This is a genomic window from Synechococcus sp. BO 8801, assembly GCF_002252675.1.
Lineage (GTDB): Bacteria > Cyanobacteriota > Cyanobacteriia > PCC-6307 > Cyanobiaceae > Cyanobium.
This window is the reverse complement of the sequence record NZ_NQKY01000015.1, coordinates 1-17684: the sequence shown is the minus strand read 5'-3', so window position 1 is coordinate 17684 and position 17684 is coordinate 1. Positions and strand designations below refer to the sequence as shown.

The following is a 17684-nucleotide window of genomic DNA, read 5'->3' as shown; positions in this document are numbered from 1 at the left end:
CCCGCGTGGTGGCGAACACTAAGATCCCAGGCGCCGGGCGGAGGCCTTTCCAGGAAGGAAAGACCTATGGGTTCACCAAGTACTCGTTATCAGTCGGCCCGGGGCAGTGCGGGACTCAGGCGTCGGCGCTGCGATGGCGGCGCCAGAGACGCCACACCTTCTCGAGCTCCAGATAGAGGAAGAAGACCAGACTGAAGCCCACGCAGATGCCCAGGTCGCGGGCGGAGAGGGGAACGGTGCCGAAGAATTTGGCCAGCACCGGCACGTAGAGGAGCGACAACTGCAGCAGGGTGGTGAACACCACTGCCCCCAGCAGCCAGGGGTTGGTGAAGGGATTCACCTGCACCAGCGGACGGTCGCTGCGGGCCGCCAGGGCATGACCCATCTGGGCGAGGCACAGCATGGTGAAGACCATCGTCTTCCAGGGGGCACCGGCCCTGGAGGCCAGCACCATCATCGTGATCGTGATGGCGGCGAACACCACGCCGATGCGCAGGATGTAGCTTCCGATCCCCCGGGCGAAGATCGATTCGCCCGGTTCGGCGGGCGGGCGCTGCATCAGGCCGGCCTCGCCGGGCTCCAGGGCCAGGGCCAGGGCGGGCACGCCGTCGGTCACCAGGTTCATCCAGAGGATCTGGATCGGGGTCATCGGAACCCCCACCAGCCCCAGCAGCGGGGCCGAGGCGATGGTGATCAGCTCGCCGACGTTGCTGCCGAGGATGTACTTGATGAAGCGGCGGATGTTGGCATACACCAGGCGGCCCTGCTCCACCGCATTGACGATCGTGGCGAAGTTGTCATCGAGCAGCACCATGTCGGAGGCCTCCTTGCTCACCTCGGTGCCGGTGATGCCCATGGCCACGCCGATGTGGGCCTGCTTCAGGGCCGGGGCGTCGTTGACGCCGTCGCCGGTCATGGCGACGATCTGCCCGAGGCCCTGGAGGGCCTTGACGATGCGCAGCTTCTGCTCCGGGGCCACCCGGGCGTAGACGTTGCAGCGGCCCACGATCGCGGCCAGCTGGCCGGCATCGGCCTCCTCCAGCTGGCGGCCGAGCACCACCTCGGCACTGTCGTCCACCAGGCCGATGTTGACGCCGATGGCCCGGGCGGTGAGGGGATGGTCGCCGGTGATCATCACCGGGCGGATCCCGGCCTCGCGGCAGCGGGAGACAGCCAGGGCCACCTCGGGCCGGGCGGGATCCAGCTGGGCCATCAGGCCGAGCAGCACCTGGTGCTCCAGTTCGTGCTCGGGGCTGGGGTGGTGGGGGGCGCAGGCGAAGGCGAGGACCCGCAGGCCGGAGGCGGCCAGGTCCCTGGCCTGCTCCAGCCACCACTGGCGTTGCTCGTCGCTGAGGGCCGCCACGCCGGGCCCATCGAGCCAGCGGTCACAGGTGCCGAGGATCACCTCCGGGGCCCCCTTGCTGATCATCAGGGTGGACGAACCGGCGGCACAGGCCCCCAGGGGGGCCTGCAGGCTGCCCTCGCTGTCCTGCACCCAGACGGCCATCAGCTGGCGTTCGGAGCTGAAGGGGATCTCCGCTTCCCGCTTGTAGTGGCTGCGCAGGGCGAAGCCATCGAGATCGGCCTTCGCGGCCGCCACCACCAGGGCCCCCTCGGTGGGATCACCGAGGATCTCCCAGCGCCCGTCCGGCTCCTGCTTGAGTTCGGCGTCGCTGCACAGGACCCCGGCCTGGAGCAGCAGATTTCGGCCACCTGCGGCAAGGCCGCCCGCGGCACCCGCTGGCAGGGCCAGGTCGGTGGCGCGGAACTCACCGTGGGGGTCGTAGCCGTTGCCGCTCACCGCCAGGGCCGTGGTGCCGCTGCGCAGCTCCTGCACCACCTGGCGGTTGAGGGTGAGGGTGCCGGTCTTGTCGGTGCAGATCACCGTGACCGAGCCCAGGGCCTCCACCGCCGGCAGGCGGCGGATCAGGGCGGCCCGCTGCACCATCCGCTGGGTGCCGATCGCCAGGGTCACGGTGATCACCGCCGGCAGACCCTCGGGCACGATCGCCACGGCCATCGACAGGGCCACCTCCAGCAGGTCGAGCAGGCGCTGCCCCAGCAGCCAGCCCAGCAGCACCACCACGGCCACCAGGGCCAGGGCGGAGCCCACCAGCACGTTGGCCAGGCCATCGAGCCGTTCCTGCAGCGGTGTGGTCTCGCCACCCGCTGTGTTGATCATCTCGGCGATCTTGCCCAGTTCGGTCTGCATGCCCGTGGCGGTGACCACCCCCAGGCCGCGGCCGCGCACCACCTCGGTGCCCTGGAACAGGCAGTTCTGGCGCTCCAGGACCGGCGTGGAGGGTTCCAGCACCAGCACGGCCAGCTTGTTCACCGCTTCGGCCTCGCCGGTGAGGGCCGCTTCCCGCAGGCCCAGCTCGGCCACCTCCAGCAGGCGGGCATCGGCCGGTACCCGGTCGCCCGCCTCCACCCGGATCAGGTCCCCGGGCACCAGCTGCTCGCTCGGCAGCCGTTCCCAGATGCCGTCCCGGCGCACGGTCACCAGGGGCTGGGCCATGTCGCGCAGGGCCTGCAGGGCCTGCTGGGCGCGGCTTTCCTGCAGGTAGCCCAGCAGGGCGTTGAGGCCCACGATCAGCACGATGGCGATCGCATCCTTGGGGAACCGCTGGGCGGCGTAGGCCACACCTGCGGACACTGCCGCCACGGCCAGCAGCATGATCAGCATCACGTTGCTGAACTGGTCCCAGAGGATGCGCAGGTTGCTGCGCCCCGCCTTGAGTTCCAGCCGGTTCAGTCCCACCCTGGCCAGGCGCTCAGCGCACTGGGCCGTGCTCAGCCCTTCGGTGCTGGCCTCAAGCGCCTGCAGGCAGGCCTCAGGTGCCAGGGCGTGCCAGGCGGTCGCGGTGGCGGGAGCGGTCAACGCGGCGGATCACGGGTGGCCCAAACCTTAGGCATGGGTTCGTCCGGCTCCCGTTCGCCCTGCACTCCTGACGGCTGCAGCCGCCGCTCCAGCAGCACCAGTCCCACCACCGTGGTGACGGTCACCATCAGCACGAGCGAGGAGAACTGGACGGCATCGATAAGGCCCTGGTTCAGCGCCGTGGTGGCAAACACCAGTCCCGGCAGGCCCCGGGGGATCAGGCCGAACACCACGAGCCAGCGATCGACCCCCGCCCGCCGGTCGTGGCGATCGATGCCCAGGCCGCAGGCCAGCTTGCTGAGCAGGGCCATCACGATCAGGGCCGCCGCCAGGCTCCAGGCCGCCGGCTGCAGCAGGGTGCCGGCGCCGATGCGCATCCCCACACTGATGAAATAGAGGGGAAGGAACACCTCGGAGAGCACGGTCAGCACCCGCTGCACCTCCCCCTCCACCGGCCCCAGCCGGGCCATCAGCACCCCGCCCCAGAGGGCCCCCAGCAGGCTGGTGAGGCCGCAGGCCTCCCCCACCCAGGCCGAACCGATCAGCAGCATCAGGATCGCCAGGGCACTCGTGGGCCGCCGGCTGTGGCGGCGGGCCCAGTGGGTCACCGCCAGCCAGCTCAGCCCCGCCAGCAGCACCCCCAGCAGCGGCCCGGTCCAGCCGATCCCCTGCGTTCCCAGGCGCAGGCCCGCGCTGGCGGTGGCGATCGCCAGCAGGCCGATGGCCGGGAGGTCATCCAGCACCGACACCCCCACCAGCAGCCGGCCGGAGGGGGTCTGCAGGGCGCCGCGCTGGGACAGGAGCCGCAGGGTCACACCGGTGCCGGTGGCACTCAGCACCGCCAGGCACAGCAGGGTGGTGGGGATGGACAGGTCGAACAGGGTCCTGAGGGGCCAGAAGGCCAGCAGGGGTGTGCAGAAGCTCAGCGCCACCGTGCGCAGGATCGCTCCCCGGCGGGAGCTGAGCAGGTCGCCGCGCACCTCCAGCCCCACCTGGAAGAACAGCGTGAGCACCCCCAGCTCCGTCAGGCCGCTCAGGGGTGCCATGGCCTCGAACGGCACCACGGTGTTGCCGAGGACGAAGCCCAGCACGAGTTCGATGACGATCGCCGGCACGGCCAGGCGCGCCATCCAGCCTTCCGAGAGGCGGGCCAGCAGCACCCCCAGCAGCAGGATCAGGAGGGTGCTGAGCAGCGTGGGTTGTCCCATGGCACGGATCGGCCCAGGCGGATGGCGGACGGCTCGGTACGGCCTGGGACGGGCTGCCCGACGGCCCCTAGCGTCCTAGGGCATCCCATGGGCGAGTCGACGACGCATGGCCGGCCTCGAGAACCTGCGGCGCCGGCTCATCGGCACTCCCCTGCCCACCAGTGCCCACCACGAGGAGCGCTACAGCAACGCCGAGGCCCTGGCGATCCTCAGCTCCGACGCCCTCTCCTCGGTGGCCTACGCGACCCAGGAGATCGTGCTGGTGCTGGGGATGGGCGGAGCGGCAGCCCTCGGTTACACCCTGCCGATCACGGCCCTGATCGTGGGTCTGATGCTGGTGGTGGCCAGCAGCTACCGCCAGACGATCAAGGCCTACCCCCACGGGGGCGGCTCCTACCGGGTCTCCCAGCAGAACCTCGGGCAGACGGCGGGCCTGGTGGCCGGGGCTTCGCTCTCGATCGACTACGTGCTCACGGTGGCGGTGAGCGTGGCCGCCGGCATCGCCGCCCTCACCTCCTATGTCCCGGCGCTGGCACCCGAGCGGGTGCCCCTCTGCCTGCTGGCGGTGCTGCTCGTCATGCTCGCCAACCTGCGCGGGGTGAGCTCCAGCGCCCGGTTCCTGAGCGTGCCCACCTATCTGTTCATGGCCGCCGTCGTCACCCTGCTGGTGGCCGGGGCGATCAAGACCGGGCTGGGCCAGCTCCCCCCCCTGCCGGTGGCGGAGCAGCAGCGGCTGCTGGAGGCGGCCCACCAGGGCAGCCAGGGGCTGCAGGTCATCGGCCCCCTGCTGCTGATGCGGGCCTTCAGCTCCGGCTGTGCCGCCCTCACCGGCATCGAGGCGATCAGCGACAGCGTCGCCGCCTTCCGGCCCACCGAGTGGCGCAACGCCCGCCGGGTGCTGGTGGTGATGGTGCTGATGCTGGCCGTGATGTTCAGCGGCATCAGCGCCCTGGCCAGCCAGAGCGGCCTGGTGGTGGAGGACAACGGCCCCACGCTCCTCTATCAGCTGGGCGAGCTGATCTTCGGAAATGGGCCGCTGCTGTTCGTGCTGCAGTTCGCGACGCTGCTGATCCTGCTGCTCGCCGCCAACACGGCCTATGCCGATTTTCCGCGGCTGGCCGCCTTCCTGGCCCAGGACGGCTTCCTGCCCCGCCAGCTCTGCTCCCTCGGGGACCGGCTGGTGTTCAGCAACGGCATCCTGGCCCTGAGCGCCCTGGCCGGCCTGCTGCTGGTGCTGGTGGAAGGCAGTGTCAGCCGCCTGATCCCCCTCTATGCCGTCGGGGTGTTCATCAGCTTCACCCTGTCCCAGGCCGGGATGGTGATGCACTGGTGGAAGCTGCAGGACCGGGGCTGGCGCACCAGGGCCCTGGTCAACGGGGTGGGGGCGACGATCACCGCCGTGGTGGGGGCGGTGCTGCTGATCAGCAAGTTCACCCAGGGGGCCTGGGTGGTGGTGCTCGCCATCCCCCTGCTGGTGCTGATGTACCTCCGCATCCGCACCCACTACGACCATGTGGCCAGGCGCCTGCGCATCGTCTCCGACGGGCGGCTGACGTTGCCGGATCCCCCGCCTCCCGGCGACGGCACCCCCACGGTGGTGCTGGTGGGCCAGCTGCATCGGGGCAGCTACGAGGCCATCTGCTTCGCCCGCAGCGTCGCCAGCGACCTGGTGGCGGTGCACGTGGATCTCGCCGGTGACCAGGGGGAGGCCTTCCGCGCCCAGTGGAGCCGCCAGCTCCCGGATGTGCCCCTGGAGGTGCTGCCCTCCCCCTACCGCTCCCTGGTGGACCCCGTGACCCGGTTCGTGGGGCGCTTCGAGCAGCAGCACCACAAGGACCGCCACGCCTTCTGCATGGTGGTGCTGCCGGTGTTCGTCACCCGGCACCGCTGGGAGAACCTGCTCCACAACCAGTCGACGATCCGCCTGCGGCGCGCCCTGCGCGAGCACGGCACCCGGGTCGTCACTACGGTCGGCTTCTACCTCTGAACGGCCCCATGCAAGCGTTCCTCACGGTCGCCGCCACGCCGGAAGGCCTGATCACCCTGGCGGTGTTCGCTGGGGCGATGGTGCTGTTCGTCACCGGCTGGCTGGCTCCGGAGGTCACCGGCCTGCTGGCGGCCGCCCTCCTGGTCAGTTTCAAGGTGCTCAAGCCCGATGAGGCGGTGCAGGGCTTCGGCAGCCCCGCCCTGATCACCCTGATGGGCCTGTTCGCCGTCTCCGCCGGGTTGTTCCGCAGCGGCGGCCTCGACCGGCTGCGGGCCCTGATCGGCTCCGATGCGGTCCGCAGCCCGAAGCGGATGATCGCCCTGATGGTGGGGGTGGTGGCCCCCATCTCCGGCTTCATCCCCAACACCCCGATCGTGGCCACCCTGCTGCCGGTGATCGAGGGCTGGTGCCACCGCCGCGGCGTCTCCCCTTCCAAGGTGCTGCTGCCCCTGTCGTTCGCCACCGTGCTGGGCGGCACCATCTCCCTGCTCGGCACCTCCACCAACCTGCTGGCCAGTGATGTGAGCCGCCAGCTGGGTTTCGGCTCCCTGGAACTGTTCAGTTTCACGGCCATCGGCATCCCCGTGTGGCTGCTGGGGGGGCTGTACATGGTGCTGGTTTCCGACCGCCTGCTGCCCGACCGCGGCCAGGGGGATGAGGACCTGCTGGGCGGCCTCGCCCGCGACGGCTACCTCACCGACGTGCTGATCCCGGAACAGTCCGAGCTGATCGGCCAGTCGCTGCACAACAGCCGCCTGCAGCGGCGCTTCGACGTGGACGTGCTGGAGCTGCACCGGGGCCAGGACAGCTTCAGCGCCCCCCTGGCCGACCTGCCCCTGCAGGCCGGCGACCGGCTGCTGCTGCGCTGCAACCGGGACAACCTGCTGCGTCTCCAGCAGGAGCACACCGTCACCCTCGCCCCGATCGGCGAGCAGGAGGAGGATCTGCGCGAGCTCTCCGGCGAGACCACCTCCCCCCAGCGGGTGGTGGAGGTGCTGCTGCCCAACGGTTCCACCCTGGCCGGGGCCAGCGTGCGGGACATGCGCTTTCGCCAGCGCTACAACGCCACCCTGCTGGCGGTGCGGCGGGGCAACCAGGTGCTGCGGGAGCTGCTCGGCCGGGTGGTGCTCCAGGCCGGTGATGTGCTGCTGCTGCAGGCCCCGGTGGATGCCATCCGCGGCCTGCAGGCCAACAACGATCTGGTGCTGCTCGACGAGCTCGAGAAGGACCTGCCCACCACCGATCGCAAGCTCGTCGGCATGGTGATCGCGGGCCTGATGATCCTGCTGCCGATGTTCAAACTGCTGCCGCTGATGGCCGCGGTGCTGCTGGCCATGGTGGCGATGGTGGCCACGGGCTGCCTGCGCTCCGGCGAGCTGCTGCGCTCCGTCCGCTGGGACGTGATCCTGCTGCTGGGCTCCCTCTCCTGCTTCAGCGTGGCGATGCAGAAGACCGGCCTGGCGGAGGCCCTGGCCACTGACCTGCTCCACTCCCTCAAGGGCTGGCCGGCCTACGGGGTGCTGCTGGTGGTGTTCGTGCTGGGACAGCTCTTCACCGAGGCCCTCAGCAACGGCACCACCGTGGTGCTGCTGATCCCGATCGCCACCGAACTGGCCAAGGGGCTGGCGTTGCCGCCGATGGCCTTCATCTTCGCGATCACCTTCGCCGCCAGCCAGAGCTTCCTCACCCCGATCGGCTACCAGACCAACCTGATGGTGTTCGGCCCCGGTCGCTACCGCTTCCTGGACATGGCCCGCTACGGAGCACCGCTCACGATCACCCTGGCCCTGGTGGTGCCCTGGCTGATCTGTCGGCACTTCGGGCTCTAGGCGGGCGGCTCCCCGCCATCGGACTCCAGGGCCGCCTCCTCGAAGCGGCCCACCAGCTTCGGCACCACCAGCACGATCACCAGCAGCACCAGGGCGCCGAGGCCGAACTCAACGACCCCTTTCACCATCTGATCGAAGGGGATCCAGCGCCCCCCGAGCCAGGCCAGGCCCACCATCGTCGAGGCCCAGAGCACCGCCCCCAGCATGTTGAACAGCAGGAAGCGGCGGTAGGGCATGCGCACCGCGCCGGCGATGGGGCCGGCCAGCACCCGCAGCACCGCCACGAACCGGCCCAGCAGCACCGACTTGCCGGCGTGGCGCAGGAAGCGTTCGCGCAGGGTCTCCATCTGCTCCGGGGTCCGGCCCAGCAGCCGACCGACCCGCAGCAGCAGCCCCCAGCCCGCCCGGCGACCCACCCAGTAGCCGAGGTTGTCCCCCAGGATCGCCCCGCCGGCCGCCGCGCCCATCACCCCGAGCACCTGCAGCTGGCCGCTGCCGGCCGCGTAGCCCGCCAGCAGGGTGACGGTCTCGCCGGGCAGGGGCACGCCGGCGTTCTCCAGCAGCATGGCGCCGAACACCACCCAGTACCCCCAGTCCTGCAGGAGGGTCTGAAGCGTGGTGAGGCTGATGGTCCCGTCGAACACGGCCAGGGGCCAGGCCATCGCAACGTGGAAGGAATCCAGACCCTATCTCCCCGGCCAGGCCAGTGTTCCGGTGCTGAGCCAGCGGCGGCGGCGCAGCCGGTTGGCGTGGGGCCCCGGCCAGGTGAAGCGGGGCAGGTCCAGGGCCGGGCTGGCGGGGGTGACCAGGGCGGCGTCGACGGTGGCCACCTGGAGATAGTGGCGGCCGCAGATTTCCGCGTCGCCGGGCAGATGGCTGTTGAAGGGGTAGGAGAAGGCCCGGGGGGCCTCCCCCAGCACCTGCTCGAGCTCGGCGGCCGAGCGGCTCAGTTCCTCCTCGAATGCCTCCGGGCTGATGTTGCAGCGCGGGACGTGGTGATGGCCGTGGCTGCCCAGCTCGTGGCCGGCCTCCCGGGCCCGGCGCAGATGCTCACCGCTGGGATACAGGCGCTCGGCCGCCGCCGCCAGCTCGCCGGCCGTGCCCCAGTGCTCCGCCAGCTCCGCCAGCAGCTCCCGCACCCGCACCACGGGGGTGCCATCCCGCAGCCGGGCGATCAGGGCCGCGCCCTCCAGGTCGGCCGGCAGATCCAGCCGCTGGCGGGCCAGCTGCTCCAGCCGGGGCGCCAGGGTGGGATGGGCGCCATACCAGTAGAGGGCGTGCTCCCAGACCAGCTCCCCGCCGGCGTCCATCGCCGTGGACTGGAAGAACACGGCCGGGATGCCCAGGCCCTGGAGCACGTCCATCCCCTCTTCGTAGTTGCAGCGCAGGCCGTCATCGAAGCTGACGATCACCCCGAACTCGGAGCCGGTGGGGAAGCGTCCGGCCCGCAGGTCGGCGTAGGTGAGGAAGCGGGCGCCGCGGCGCTGCAGGACACCGAGCTCGGCGGCCAGCTCCTCGGGGGGAATCGGCGGCACCCCGAAGCGGTCGAGGAAGGGCTCCCGGCCAGGCTCGTCCACCCGGTGGTACAGCAGACACAGAACCTTCCCCCGCAGGCGCCGCAGCCAGAGGCGATCCAACGGCGGCAGGAACAGCAGGTCCGCCGCCCGGTTGGCGGCCCGCCCCAGCCGGCTCATGGCTGCTCCCCCCGCACCACCCGCACGGCCCCGTCGCGGCGCGCCTGGTCGGCCAGGTAGTCGCGCACCAGGCCCCGGGCGATGCGGCGGTTGGCCATCAGCCGCTGCCAGGGCTCGTAGACGTAGCCGGTGCGCCGCAGGAACAGCTTGCCCTTCTCCCACTGGGGCACCCGCGGCGCGGTGCCGGCCTCGAGCCGGCGGGCCGCCTCGATCAGCAGCTCGATGCCCACCTGGAAGCTGCGCACCTCGATGGTCTCGACGTTGTCGTCGGGCTGCATCGGCACGTGGGCCGACAGGATGATGTCGCCGCTGTCGATGCCGGGGTCGATGTGGTGCACGGTGACGCCCACCAGCTCCGGATGCCCCTCCATGAGCATGTAGAGGTTGCAATTGGCGCCGCGGGAATAGGGCGACAGCCCGGTGTGCAGGTTGATGATGCCGTGGCGGATGGCGGGGATCAGCTCCAGCACCGGCGCCCGCAGCAGCTGGGTGCCGTTCACCAGCACGATGTCGGGGGCGACCTGGCGCAGGAAGTCGGCGGTGCGCCCCTCGTTGATGGCCGAGGTGACCAGCACCGGCACCTCGGGCGGCAGCTCGGGGGGGGCGCCGTCCCGGTGGAACAGCTGCCGCTGCAGGGCGGCGCCGCGGCGGTCGTGGGGCCGCAGCAGCACCCGGGCGATCAGCTGGCGCAGCAGCCTTAGGGGCCGGCGGTACTTGGCCAGCCGGGAGAGGGTGCTGCGGCTCGCCGGCGGCGACACCTGCAGCACCACGCCCACCAGGGTGAAGTCCTCGGCCGCCCGCCGCACCAGGTGGCGCTGGTAGAGGCCGTCGCAACAGAGCACGGCCACGCGCAGGGAGCTCACGGCCATGGATCCGCCGATCGCAGCATCATCTGCGGATGGTACGGACGGGGCGGCCGGAAGGCGGCACAGTGGGACCGATCCTGAGGCGCCCATGGCCGTCCGTGACGTGCTCACCATCGGCGATCCCCGCCTGCGCCAGGTGAGTGCGCCGGTGGAACGCTTCGACGACCCCGCCCTGTCGGCCCTGCTCGACGACCTGCGCGACACCATGGCCGCCGCCGATGGGGCCGGCCTGGCGGCCCCCCAGATCGGTGTGCCCCTACGGGTGGTGATCTTCGGCATCACCCACAACCCCCGCTACCCGGAGGCTCCCCCCATCCCGGAAACGGTGCTGATCAATCCCGTACTCACGCCCCTCGGCGAGGAGCAGGACGATGACGCCTGGGAGGGCTGCCTGAGCGTTCCCGGCTGGCGGGCCCGGGTGCCCCGCTGGCGCCGCCTGCGCTACCGGGGCTTCGATGGCCAGGGGCAGGCGTTCGAGCGGGAGGTGGAGGGCTTCCACGCCCGGGTGGTGCAGCACGAGTGCGACCACCTCGATGGGGTGCTGTTCCCGGATCGGGTGCCGGCGGGGCTGCCCCGTGGCTGAACTCACCGCAGCCGGCCCGCCGCCGTCCCCCCGCTGGTGGGTGCGCGGCGACCTCGACGGCTTCCTGGGGCTCGGCCTCGACAACCTCATCCAGATCCTGCTGATCGTGGGCCTGTGTCGCGGCGTGCTGGGGTATCCCGATGGGCTGATCTTCGGCACGATTCTGCCGGCCACCGGCATCAGCCTGGTGGTGGGCAACGTGGCCTATGCCGTCCAGGCCCACCGCCTGGGGCGGCGCGAGGGCCGTGACGACCGCACCGCCCTGCCCTACGGCATCAACACCGTCAGCCTGTTCGCCTACGTGTTCCTGGTGATGCTGCCGGTGAAGCTGGCGGCCACCGGCCAGGGTCTGGATCCCCAGGCGGCTTCGCTGCTCTCCTGGCGCGCCGGCCTGCTGGCCTGCCTGGGGTCCGGGCTGATCGAGGCGGGGGGCGCTTTCCTGGTGGCCCCCCTGCGCCGCTGGCTGCCCCGGGCGGCCCTGCTCTCCACCCTGGCTGGCATCGCCCTCGGCTACATCGGCCTGGGGTTCCTGCTGCGCACCTATGCCGTCCCGGTGGTGGGGCTGGCCGTGCTGGCGGTGATCCTGCTGGCCTACTTCGGCCAGGCCCGGCTGCCCCTGCCGGGCGGCGTGCTGGCGGTGCTGGTGGGCATCGTGCTGGCCGCGGCCACGGGCCTGCTGCGGCTCGATGGGCCCACCTGGCAGGCCAACATCGCCCAGGTGGGACTCCACCTGCCCGTGCCCAGGCTCGGTGCCCTCTGGGAGGGTCGCGAAGCCCTGGTCCCCTGGCTGGGGGTGACGGTGCCCATGGGTCTGTTCAACCTGCTGGGTTCCCTGCAGAACCTGGAGAGCGCCGAGGCGGCCGGCGACCCCTACCCGGTGAAGAGCTCCCTGCTGATCAACGGCATCGGCACGATCGCGGCGGCAGCACTCGGCTCCTGCTTCCCCACCACCATCTACATCGGCCACCCCGGCTGGAAGGGCATGGGCGCCCGCATCGGCTACTCCTGGCTCAACGGCCTGGTGATGGGCCTGGGCTGCCTGCTGGGGCTGTTCGGGGTGGTGGGCCAGCTGGTGCCGATCGAGGCCGGCATGGCGATCGTGCTCTACATCGCTCTGGTGATGGCGGCCCAGGCCTTCCAGGCCACGCCACCGGCCCACGCCCCCGCCGTGGCCCTCGGCCTGCTGCCCGGCCTGGCGGGCTGGGGGTCCCTGATGCTGAAGGCGGGCCTACGGGCCGGGGGCAGCGGCACGCCGGCCAACCCCTTCGGTCCCCAGCTGCTGCTGCCCCTGCAGCAGGCGGATGTGTGGGCCGCCGGTGCCTTCGCCCTGGAGCAGGGCCAGATCCTGGCGGCGATGCTGCTGGCGGCGATGCTCGTCTATGTGATCGAGCAGCGGTTCCGCGCCGCCGCCCTCTGCGCCCTGGTGGCGGCGGTCGCCTCCTGGCTGGGGCTGGTCCATGCCTGGAGCTTCACCCTGGCCGACACGGTGCTGGACCCCGGCTGGGGCAGCGGCACCCCCTGGGCCCTGGGCTATCTGGCGATGGCGGTGGTGTTTCTGCTGGGGCGCCCGCAGCGCTGAACCGGTGGTGGCATCGCCGTGGCGGATGGATGTGGGCAGCCGAAACGCTGCCTAGGGTTGGCCGATTGCATCAGCGCCGCATGGCTTCCGTGCCCAATGGCCGCTTCAAGCGGTTTGAGCATCGCTTCGAGCGGATTCTGTGGCGCCTGCGGCTGATCGCCATCCTGCCGGTGGTCATGAGCCTGGTCAGCACGGTCGTCGCTTTCGTGCTCGGCACGCTCGAGATCGGCAAGGCGCTGGTCAGCCTGGGAGATGTGGCCCACACCAAGAAGACCTTCGTGGCCGAACTGCTGGGGGCGATCGTGACCGGGATCGATCTCTATCTGATCGGTATCGCCCTGCTGATCTTCGGCTATGGGGTCTACGAACTGCTGATCTCTCCGATCGAGGCGGCCCGGGAACGTGACCAGGGGGGTGGTGGCCTGCTCGACATCCGCGACCTCGACCAACTCAAGGAGAAGCTGGTCAAGGTGCTGGTGGTGGCCCTGATCGTGTCGGCCTTCAAGGCGATGCTGACCCTGCCGATCCTTGACGGCCCGTCCCTGGCTTTCTTCTGCCTGAGTGTCCTGCTGCTGTCCCTGAGCGGTTATCTGGTCACGGGCAGCGGCGGCAAGCGGCTGTTCTAGAGACTGGATGACATGAACCGGTTCCTCAGGTCCTCTCCATGGTGAGTTCCCGCATGAGGCTGCGGCGACCCGACGACTGGCACGTGCACCTGCGGGACGGTGCCCTGCTGCAGGCGGTGGCCCCGGCCACGGCCCGCACCTTTGCCCGGGCGATCGTGATGCCCAACCTCAGCCCGCCGATCACCACGGTGGCGGCCGCCGCGGCCTACGGCGCCCGGATCCGGGCGGCCCTGCCGGACGGCAGCCGCTTCACCCCCCTGCTCACCGCCTACCTCACCGACACGATCGATCCGCTCGAGATCGAGCGCGGCCACCGCGAGGGGGTGTTCACCGCCTGCAAGCTCTACCCGGCCCATGCCACCACCAACGCCGCCGCCGGCGTCACCGACCTGGCCCGGATCGAGGCGGTGCTGGCCACGATGGAGCGGATCGGCATGCCCCTGCTCATCCACGGCGAGGTGACCGACGCCGAGATCGACATCTTCGATCGCGAAGCCGTGTTCATCGAGCGCCACCTGGCGCCGCTGCTGCAGCGCCATCCGGGCCTGAAGGTGGTGCTGGAGCACATCACCACGGCGGAGTCCGTCGCCTTCGTGCGCCAGGGGGGCGCCAACCTGGCCGCCACCATCACCCCCCATCACCTGCACATCAACCGCAACGCCATGTTCCAGGGCGGGCTGCGGCCGGACTTCTACTGCCTGCCGGTGGCCAAGCGCGAACGCCATCGGCTGGCCCTGCGCGAGGCGGCCACCTCGGGGGAGCCCTGCTTCTTCCTGGGCACCGATTCGGCCCCCCACCCCCGCTCGGCCAAGGAAAGCGCCTGTGGCTGCGCCGGCATCTACAACGCCCCCTTCGCCCTGGAAAGCTACGCGGCGGTGTTCGAGCAGGAGGGGGCCCTGGATCGCCTCGAGGCCTTCGCCAGCCTGCATGGGCCCGCCTTCTACGGGCTGCCCCTGAACGAGGGCCACATCACCCTGGTGCGGGAGCCCCACACGGTGCCGCCGCGCCTGCACGGCAACGCCGCCGACGGGGACGCCACCACCCTGGTGCCCTTCCATGCCGGCCAGGTGCTGCAGTGGCGGCTGGCCGACGACGACTGAGCGCCAGCCCAGCCGGGATCGATCAGGGGCGCGGCGCCAACGGCGCCCCGTCCGCCAGGGAGGGAACGCCGCTCAGCACGGCGGTGCCCGCCGGTTGTCGGCCGGCCGCCGGGATGCGCTCCTTGCTGCGGTAGCCCCGGCCGTCGAACACCTCGCGCACCCAGGTGGCAGGTGCGCCGCCGCCGGACTGCAGCCGCCAGAGATCGCGCCAGCGGTTGCGGCGCGCCTCCGGGACGATGACCGGCAGCCGGCTGGTGGGGAAGCTGCTGATGAGGCGGTAGCCCCGGCCTTCGGGGCGGAACACCTGGAGCGTGCAGCCACCGGTGCCGCACACGTAGGGACCCATCAGGTAGACGAGCACGTCCTGACGGCCATCCCCGTCGAGGTCGGTGCGGGCGTGCACATAGCTGATCCGCCCCATGCCCCCGGCGGCGCTTCCCAGGGGGCGGCGCAGGTCGGGGGAGGCCGCCAGGATCGCCGACTCCAGTGCCGGATCGGGCCGGTTGCTGTAGCCGGGCCCGGCGGCGGCGCGGGGTTCCCAGATGAGGATGCCGCCATCGGCCAGCAGGCTCAGGTTGAGCCGGCCGTCCCGCAGCAGGTAGCCCCTTACATAGGGAAGCTGGCGGGCCAGGGGTTCCCCCAGGCTGGGCGCCGGGCACAGCGCCTTGGTACTGGCCAGGGGCCCGAAGCGGAAGCCGCCGTTGCCTGGGTCAGTGCTGGGTTCCACCTGCCAGCTGCCCGTGGCGCGGTTGCAGTCGAGCTGCAGGACCGCCCGGCCATCGGCCTGGAGCGAGAGGGTGTAGCGGGAGGGGTTCGCCGGACGCTTCAGGCCCTGGGCGTCATCCATCGACTGGATCCCCACCAGCTGCCAGGTGGTGCCCTGCAGCGGCGGGTTCTGGGGGGCTGCGTGAAGGGGCAGCGACGCCCCCGTCAGTAGCGAGGCCGTGGCCATGGCACCGCCGCTCCAGGTCGCCAGGAGCCGGATCGAGCTGGCTGGGAAAGGCATCGGGCGTCTCCGGCGGGCTCTCCACAATCGGACACGGACGCCGGAATGGCGTGCCGCTGCCTGCTGCTTCTCTACGCACTGCTGCCGCTGCTGCTGGGCCGGGGCTCCACCACCACGGCGGTGCCGTAGCAGAGCACCTCGGTGGCGGCGGCGGTGCCGCCCTGCACCTCCGAGCCGTCGTAGCGGGTGCCGACGATGGCATTGGCCCCCAGGGCCCGGGCGTGCTGGATCATCTGCTCGTAGGCCTGCTCTCGGGCCTGCTCGCACATCTCGGTGTAGGCGCCGATCCGGCCGCCCACGATCTGTTTGAGCCCGCCCAGGAAGCCCTGCACCAGGGTGGGGGAGCGCACGACGATGCCGCGCACCAGGCCCCGGTAGGCGGTGATTGTGTAGCCCTCGATCGTGAAGGTGGTGGTCACGAACACGGGTTTCACCATCGGGAGGCGGTCGGCGGCTGCCCCATCCTGCTGGGGGCGGCAACCCGGATCAAGCGGGGTGCTCCAAGCGGCCGGTTTCAGGCGGCCGCGCCGAGGCCCGCCTCCAGCAGGGGAATCGCCCGCTCCAGGGCCACGCCTCGGCTGGCCTTGAGCAGCACCCGATCCCCCGGCTCCAGCCAGTCGAGCAGCACGGCGGCCGCCTCCTCGGGCGTGGCCGCCCGCGCCAGCCGCGGCAATCCGGCGGCGGCGGCGAGCATTTCCTGCGCCTCGGCCTCGGCGGCCACGATCACCAGCCCGTCGAGCCCGAGGGCCCGGGCCCGGCCCGCCACCTGGCGGTGCAGCTCCAGGCTGCGCTCCCCCAGCTCGAGCATCGTGCCCAGCACCGCATAGCGGCGGCCTTCGCAGGCGCCTCCAGGGGCCGCCAGCAGCTCCAGGGCGGCGAGAACCGCCTCCGGCGAGGCGTTGTAGGTCTCATCGAGCAGCTCCACGCCCCCCAGCTGCAGGCGCCTGGCGCGGCCGCCCGGCAGCGCCACCGCCAGGTCGCCGAGGGCCGCCGCCGGCACGCCCAGTTCCCGGGCCACGGCCACCGCCAGCAGCAGGTTGCGGGCGTTGTGGCGGCCCTCAAGCGGCAGCGGCAGGCTCGGACCGTCAAGGAGGCTCAGGCGAGACCCCTCCAGCCGGCCCACCAGCTCCGGCGCCGGCACCCCAGCTGGGAAGGCCGCCGCCTCGTCCTCCAGGGCGACGCGGACCACCTGGCCCCGCCATACCCGCGCAAGGGACTGCTCCAGCAGGGGATCCCCGGCGGGAATCACCAGCACCCCTTCCGGCCCGAGTCCGGCGGTGATCTCGCATTTGGCCTGGCCGATCGCTTCCCGGCTGCCGAGGCGGCCGATGTGGGCGGTGCCGATGTTGGTGATCACGGCCACGTCCGGCTCGGTGCAGCGGGTCAGACGGTCGATCTCCCCCAGTCCACGCATCCCCATTTCCACCACCAGGGCCGCGGTGCCAGCGTCCGCCTTCAGGATCGTGAGCGGCGCCCCCACGTCGTTGTTCTCGTTGCCGCTGCTGGCCACCACAGGCCCGAGCGGGGCCAGGCACGCCCGGATCAGTTCCCGTGTGGTCGTCTTGCCCGCCGACCCGGTCACCGCCACCACCGGCAGGCCCAGCTGCCGCCGCCAGAGAAGGGCCAGCTGCTGGTAGGCCTCCAGGGTGTCGTCCACGGGCCAGATCGGCCGGCCGCTGCCGGCCACAACCTCCGCCAGCGCCGTCCCATCGAGCCGGTCCCGCTGCACCAGGGCCGCCGCCGCCCCGGCGGCGAAGGCATCGCCAAGGAAGCGGTGGCCATCGAAACGCTCCCCCACCAGCGGCACGAACAGGGCGCCGGCCAGATCGCCGCGGCTGTCGGTGCTGACGCGACGGATGGGGTCGGGTCCGGTGGTTCCGGGGGCCATCAGGGGCTCGCCCCAGAGCTGGCACAACGGCTCGAACGGCAGCAGCATCAACCTGAAGTTCCGGGGTCGAGCAGGATCATGCCGGACCCCACCAGGGCCCCCCGGGCCAGCAGCCGCCCCTGGCCGTCCACCAGCTCCAGCCGCTCGTAGCCCAGCCCCCGGGCGCGCTGCTGCCAGCGCTCCGCCCAGCGGCTCCGGCTCGCGGGGGCAAGGCCGGTGTAGGCCGGCGCCATCGTCAGCAGCAGCCGTCCCTCGGCGGGCTCCGGATGGGCCGAGGCGATCAGGTGCTCCGGGTCGTCCTCCGCCAGCAGGGCCAGCAGGGGGTCGAGCTCCAGGGCGGGCGGCGGCTCGGGGTCGGCCACGGGCTCCGGCGCGGGGCTGGGCAGGCGCGCTGCCGTGGGCCCGGCCGGCGGGGCGACAGGCGCGGGTGCGGAGGC

At 71.6% G+C, this 17684-nt stretch carries 14 protein-coding genes and 1 pseudogene; 6 read left to right on the top strand and 9 right to left on the bottom strand.

Annotated features, from left to right (window positions below; all coding sequences use genetic code 11):
- Positions 1-115 precede the first annotated feature (115 nt).
- The gene (locus CJZ86_RS11315; RefSeq protein WP_094586044.1) at positions 116-2881 is read right to left on the bottom strand and encodes a cation-translocating P-type ATPase; all 2766 of its coding nucleotides are present in this window, start codon (positions 2879-2881) and stop codon (positions 116-118) included.
- On the bottom strand, positions 2878-4089 hold the full coding sequence (locus CJZ86_RS11310; protein WP_094586043.1) for a cation:proton antiporter: 1212 nt from the start codon (positions 4087-4089) through the stop codon (positions 2878-2880). Before CJZ86_RS11310 ends, CJZ86_RS11315 begins: the two co-directional genes overlap by 4 nt.
- Before the next feature lie 106 nt (positions 4090-4195).
- Between CJZ86_RS11310 and CJZ86_RS11305 the strand changes: the two genes are divergently transcribed.
- A complete protein-coding gene (locus CJZ86_RS11305) occupies positions 4196-6076 on the top strand; it encodes an APC family permease (protein ID WP_094586042.1) in 1881 nt (626 codons plus the stop codon).
- Between the two features lie 8 nt (positions 6077-6084).
- Entirely contained in the window at positions 6085-7905 is a 1821-nt protein-coding gene (locus CJZ86_RS11300) for an SLC13 family permease (protein WP_094586041.1), read from the top strand.
- On the opposite strand, the gene CJZ86_RS11295 is transcribed toward CJZ86_RS11300, so the two are convergent.
- From CJZ86_RS11295 to CJZ86_RS11285, 3 genes are read right to left on the bottom strand one after another with little or no spacing between them, the layout of a single operon-like run.
- Positions 7902-8567, bottom strand: coding sequence for a DedA family protein (locus tag CJZ86_RS11295; RefSeq protein ID WP_094586040.1), 666 nt, complete (start codon positions 8565-8567; stop codon positions 7902-7904). The genes CJZ86_RS11300 and CJZ86_RS11295 overlap by 4 nt on opposite strands.
- Positions 8568-8591: 24 nt before the next feature.
- Complete coding sequence (locus tag CJZ86_RS11290; protein ID WP_094586039.1) at positions 8592-9599, bottom strand: polysaccharide deacetylase family protein; 1008 nt, start codon at positions 9597-9599, stop codon at positions 8592-8594.
- A complete protein-coding gene (locus tag CJZ86_RS11285) occupies positions 9596-10468 on the bottom strand; it encodes a formyl transferase (RefSeq protein ID WP_094586038.1) in 873 nt (290 codons plus the stop codon). The genes CJZ86_RS11290 and CJZ86_RS11285 overlap by 4 nt, the downstream gene beginning before the upstream one ends.
- 85 nt (positions 10469-10553) lie before the next feature.
- On the opposite strand from CJZ86_RS11285, the gene def reads away from it, so the two are divergent.
- From def to pyrC, 4 genes are all read left to right on the top strand, one after another.
- Positions 10554-11048, top strand: coding sequence for a peptide deformylase (gene def, locus CJZ86_RS11280; protein ID WP_094586037.1), 495 nt, complete (start codon positions 10554-10556; stop codon positions 11046-11048).
- Positions 10999-12627 (top strand): permease, encoded by a 1629-nt coding sequence (locus CJZ86_RS11275; protein ID WP_094586036.1) that lies wholly within the window; start codon positions 10999-11001, stop codon positions 12625-12627. The genes def and CJZ86_RS11275 overlap by 50 nt, the downstream gene beginning before the upstream one ends.
- Positions 12628-12707: 80 nt before the next feature.
- Positions 12708-13253 carry a YqhA family protein gene (locus CJZ86_RS11270; protein WP_094586035.1) on the top strand — a complete coding sequence of 182 codons (546 nt, stop codon included), beginning with the start codon at positions 12708-12710 and terminating at the stop codon, positions 13251-13253.
- Between the two features lie 38 nt (positions 13254-13291).
- Positions 13292-14353, top strand: a complete 1062-nt coding sequence (gene pyrC, locus CJZ86_RS11265; protein WP_198960125.1) for a dihydroorotase — start codon at positions 13292-13294, stop codon at positions 14351-14353.
- Positions 14354-14375: 22 nt separating this feature from the next.
- Here pyrC and CJZ86_RS11260 read toward each other — a convergent pair whose 3' ends face one another.
- From CJZ86_RS11260 to CJZ86_RS11245, 4 genes and pseudogenes are all read right to left on the bottom strand, one after another.
- On the bottom strand, positions 14376-15359 hold the full coding sequence (locus CJZ86_RS11260; RefSeq protein ID WP_094586034.1) for an META domain-containing protein: 984 nt from the start codon (positions 15357-15359) through the stop codon (positions 14376-14378).
- Between the two features lie 71 nt (positions 15360-15430).
- The gene (locus CJZ86_RS11255) at positions 15431-15796 is read right to left on the bottom strand and encodes a YbjQ family protein (RefSeq protein ID WP_094586033.1); all 366 of its coding nucleotides are present in this window, start codon (positions 15794-15796) and stop codon (positions 15431-15433) included.
- Between the two features lie 77 nt (positions 15797-15873).
- Positions 15874-17295 (bottom strand): UDP-N-acetylmuramoyl-tripeptide--D-alanyl-D-alanine ligase, encoded by a 1422-nt coding sequence (locus tag CJZ86_RS11250; RefSeq protein WP_094586032.1) that lies wholly within the window; start codon positions 17293-17295, stop codon positions 15874-15876.
- Positions 17295-17684, bottom strand: a pseudogene (locus CJZ86_RS11245) (hypothetical protein); the annotation flags it as partial. The gene CJZ86_RS11250 and the pseudogene CJZ86_RS11245, both read right to left, overlap by 1 nt.

Excerpts from the sequence above, each read along its gene's own strand:
- CJZ86_RS11275 (WP_094586036.1), top strand. The coding sequence starts at position 10,999 with ATGGGGTGCTGTTCCCGGATCGGGTGCCGGCGGGGCTGCCCCGTGGCT.
- CJZ86_RS11285 (WP_094586038.1), bottom strand. The coding sequence starts at position 10,468 with ATGGCCGTGAGCTCCCTGCGCGTGGCCGTGCTCTGTTGCGACGGCCTC.
- def (WP_094586037.1), top strand. The coding sequence starts at position 10,554 with ATGGCCGTCCGTGACGTGCTCACCATCGGCGATCCCCGCCTGCGCCAG.
- CJZ86_RS11260 (WP_094586034.1), bottom strand. The coding sequence starts at position 15,359 with ATGCCTTTCCCAGCCAGCTCGATCCGGCTCCTGGCGACCTGGAGCGGC.
- CJZ86_RS11295 (WP_094586040.1), bottom strand. The coding sequence starts at position 8,567 with ATGGCCTGGCCCCTGGCCGTGTTCGACGGGACCATCAGCCTCACCACG.
- CJZ86_RS11290 (WP_094586039.1), bottom strand. The coding sequence starts at position 9,599 with ATGAGCCGGCTGGGGCGGGCCGCCAACCGGGCGGCGGACCTGCTGTTC.
- CJZ86_RS11250 (WP_094586032.1), bottom strand. The coding sequence starts at position 17,295 with ATGCTGCTGCCGTTCGAGCCGTTGTGCCAGCTCTGGGGCGAGCCCCTG.
- CJZ86_RS11300 (WP_094586041.1), top strand. The coding sequence starts at position 6,085 with ATGCAAGCGTTCCTCACGGTCGCCGCCACGCCGGAAGGCCTGATCACC.
- CJZ86_RS11310 (WP_094586043.1), bottom strand. The coding sequence starts at position 4,089 with ATGGGACAACCCACGCTGCTCAGCACCCTCCTGATCCTGCTGCTGGGG.
- pyrC (WP_198960125.1), top strand. The coding sequence starts at position 13,292 with ATGGTGAGTTCCCGCATGAGGCTGCGGCGACCCGACGACTGGCACGTG.
- CJZ86_RS11270 (WP_094586035.1), top strand. The coding sequence starts at position 12,708 with ATGGCTTCCGTGCCCAATGGCCGCTTCAAGCGGTTTGAGCATCGCTTC.
- CJZ86_RS11305 (WP_094586042.1), top strand. The coding sequence starts at position 4,196 with ATGGCCGGCCTCGAGAACCTGCGGCGCCGGCTCATCGGCACTCCCCTG.
- CJZ86_RS11255 (WP_094586033.1), bottom strand. The coding sequence starts at position 15,796 with ATGGTGAAACCCGTGTTCGTGACCACCACCTTCACGATCGAGGGCTAC.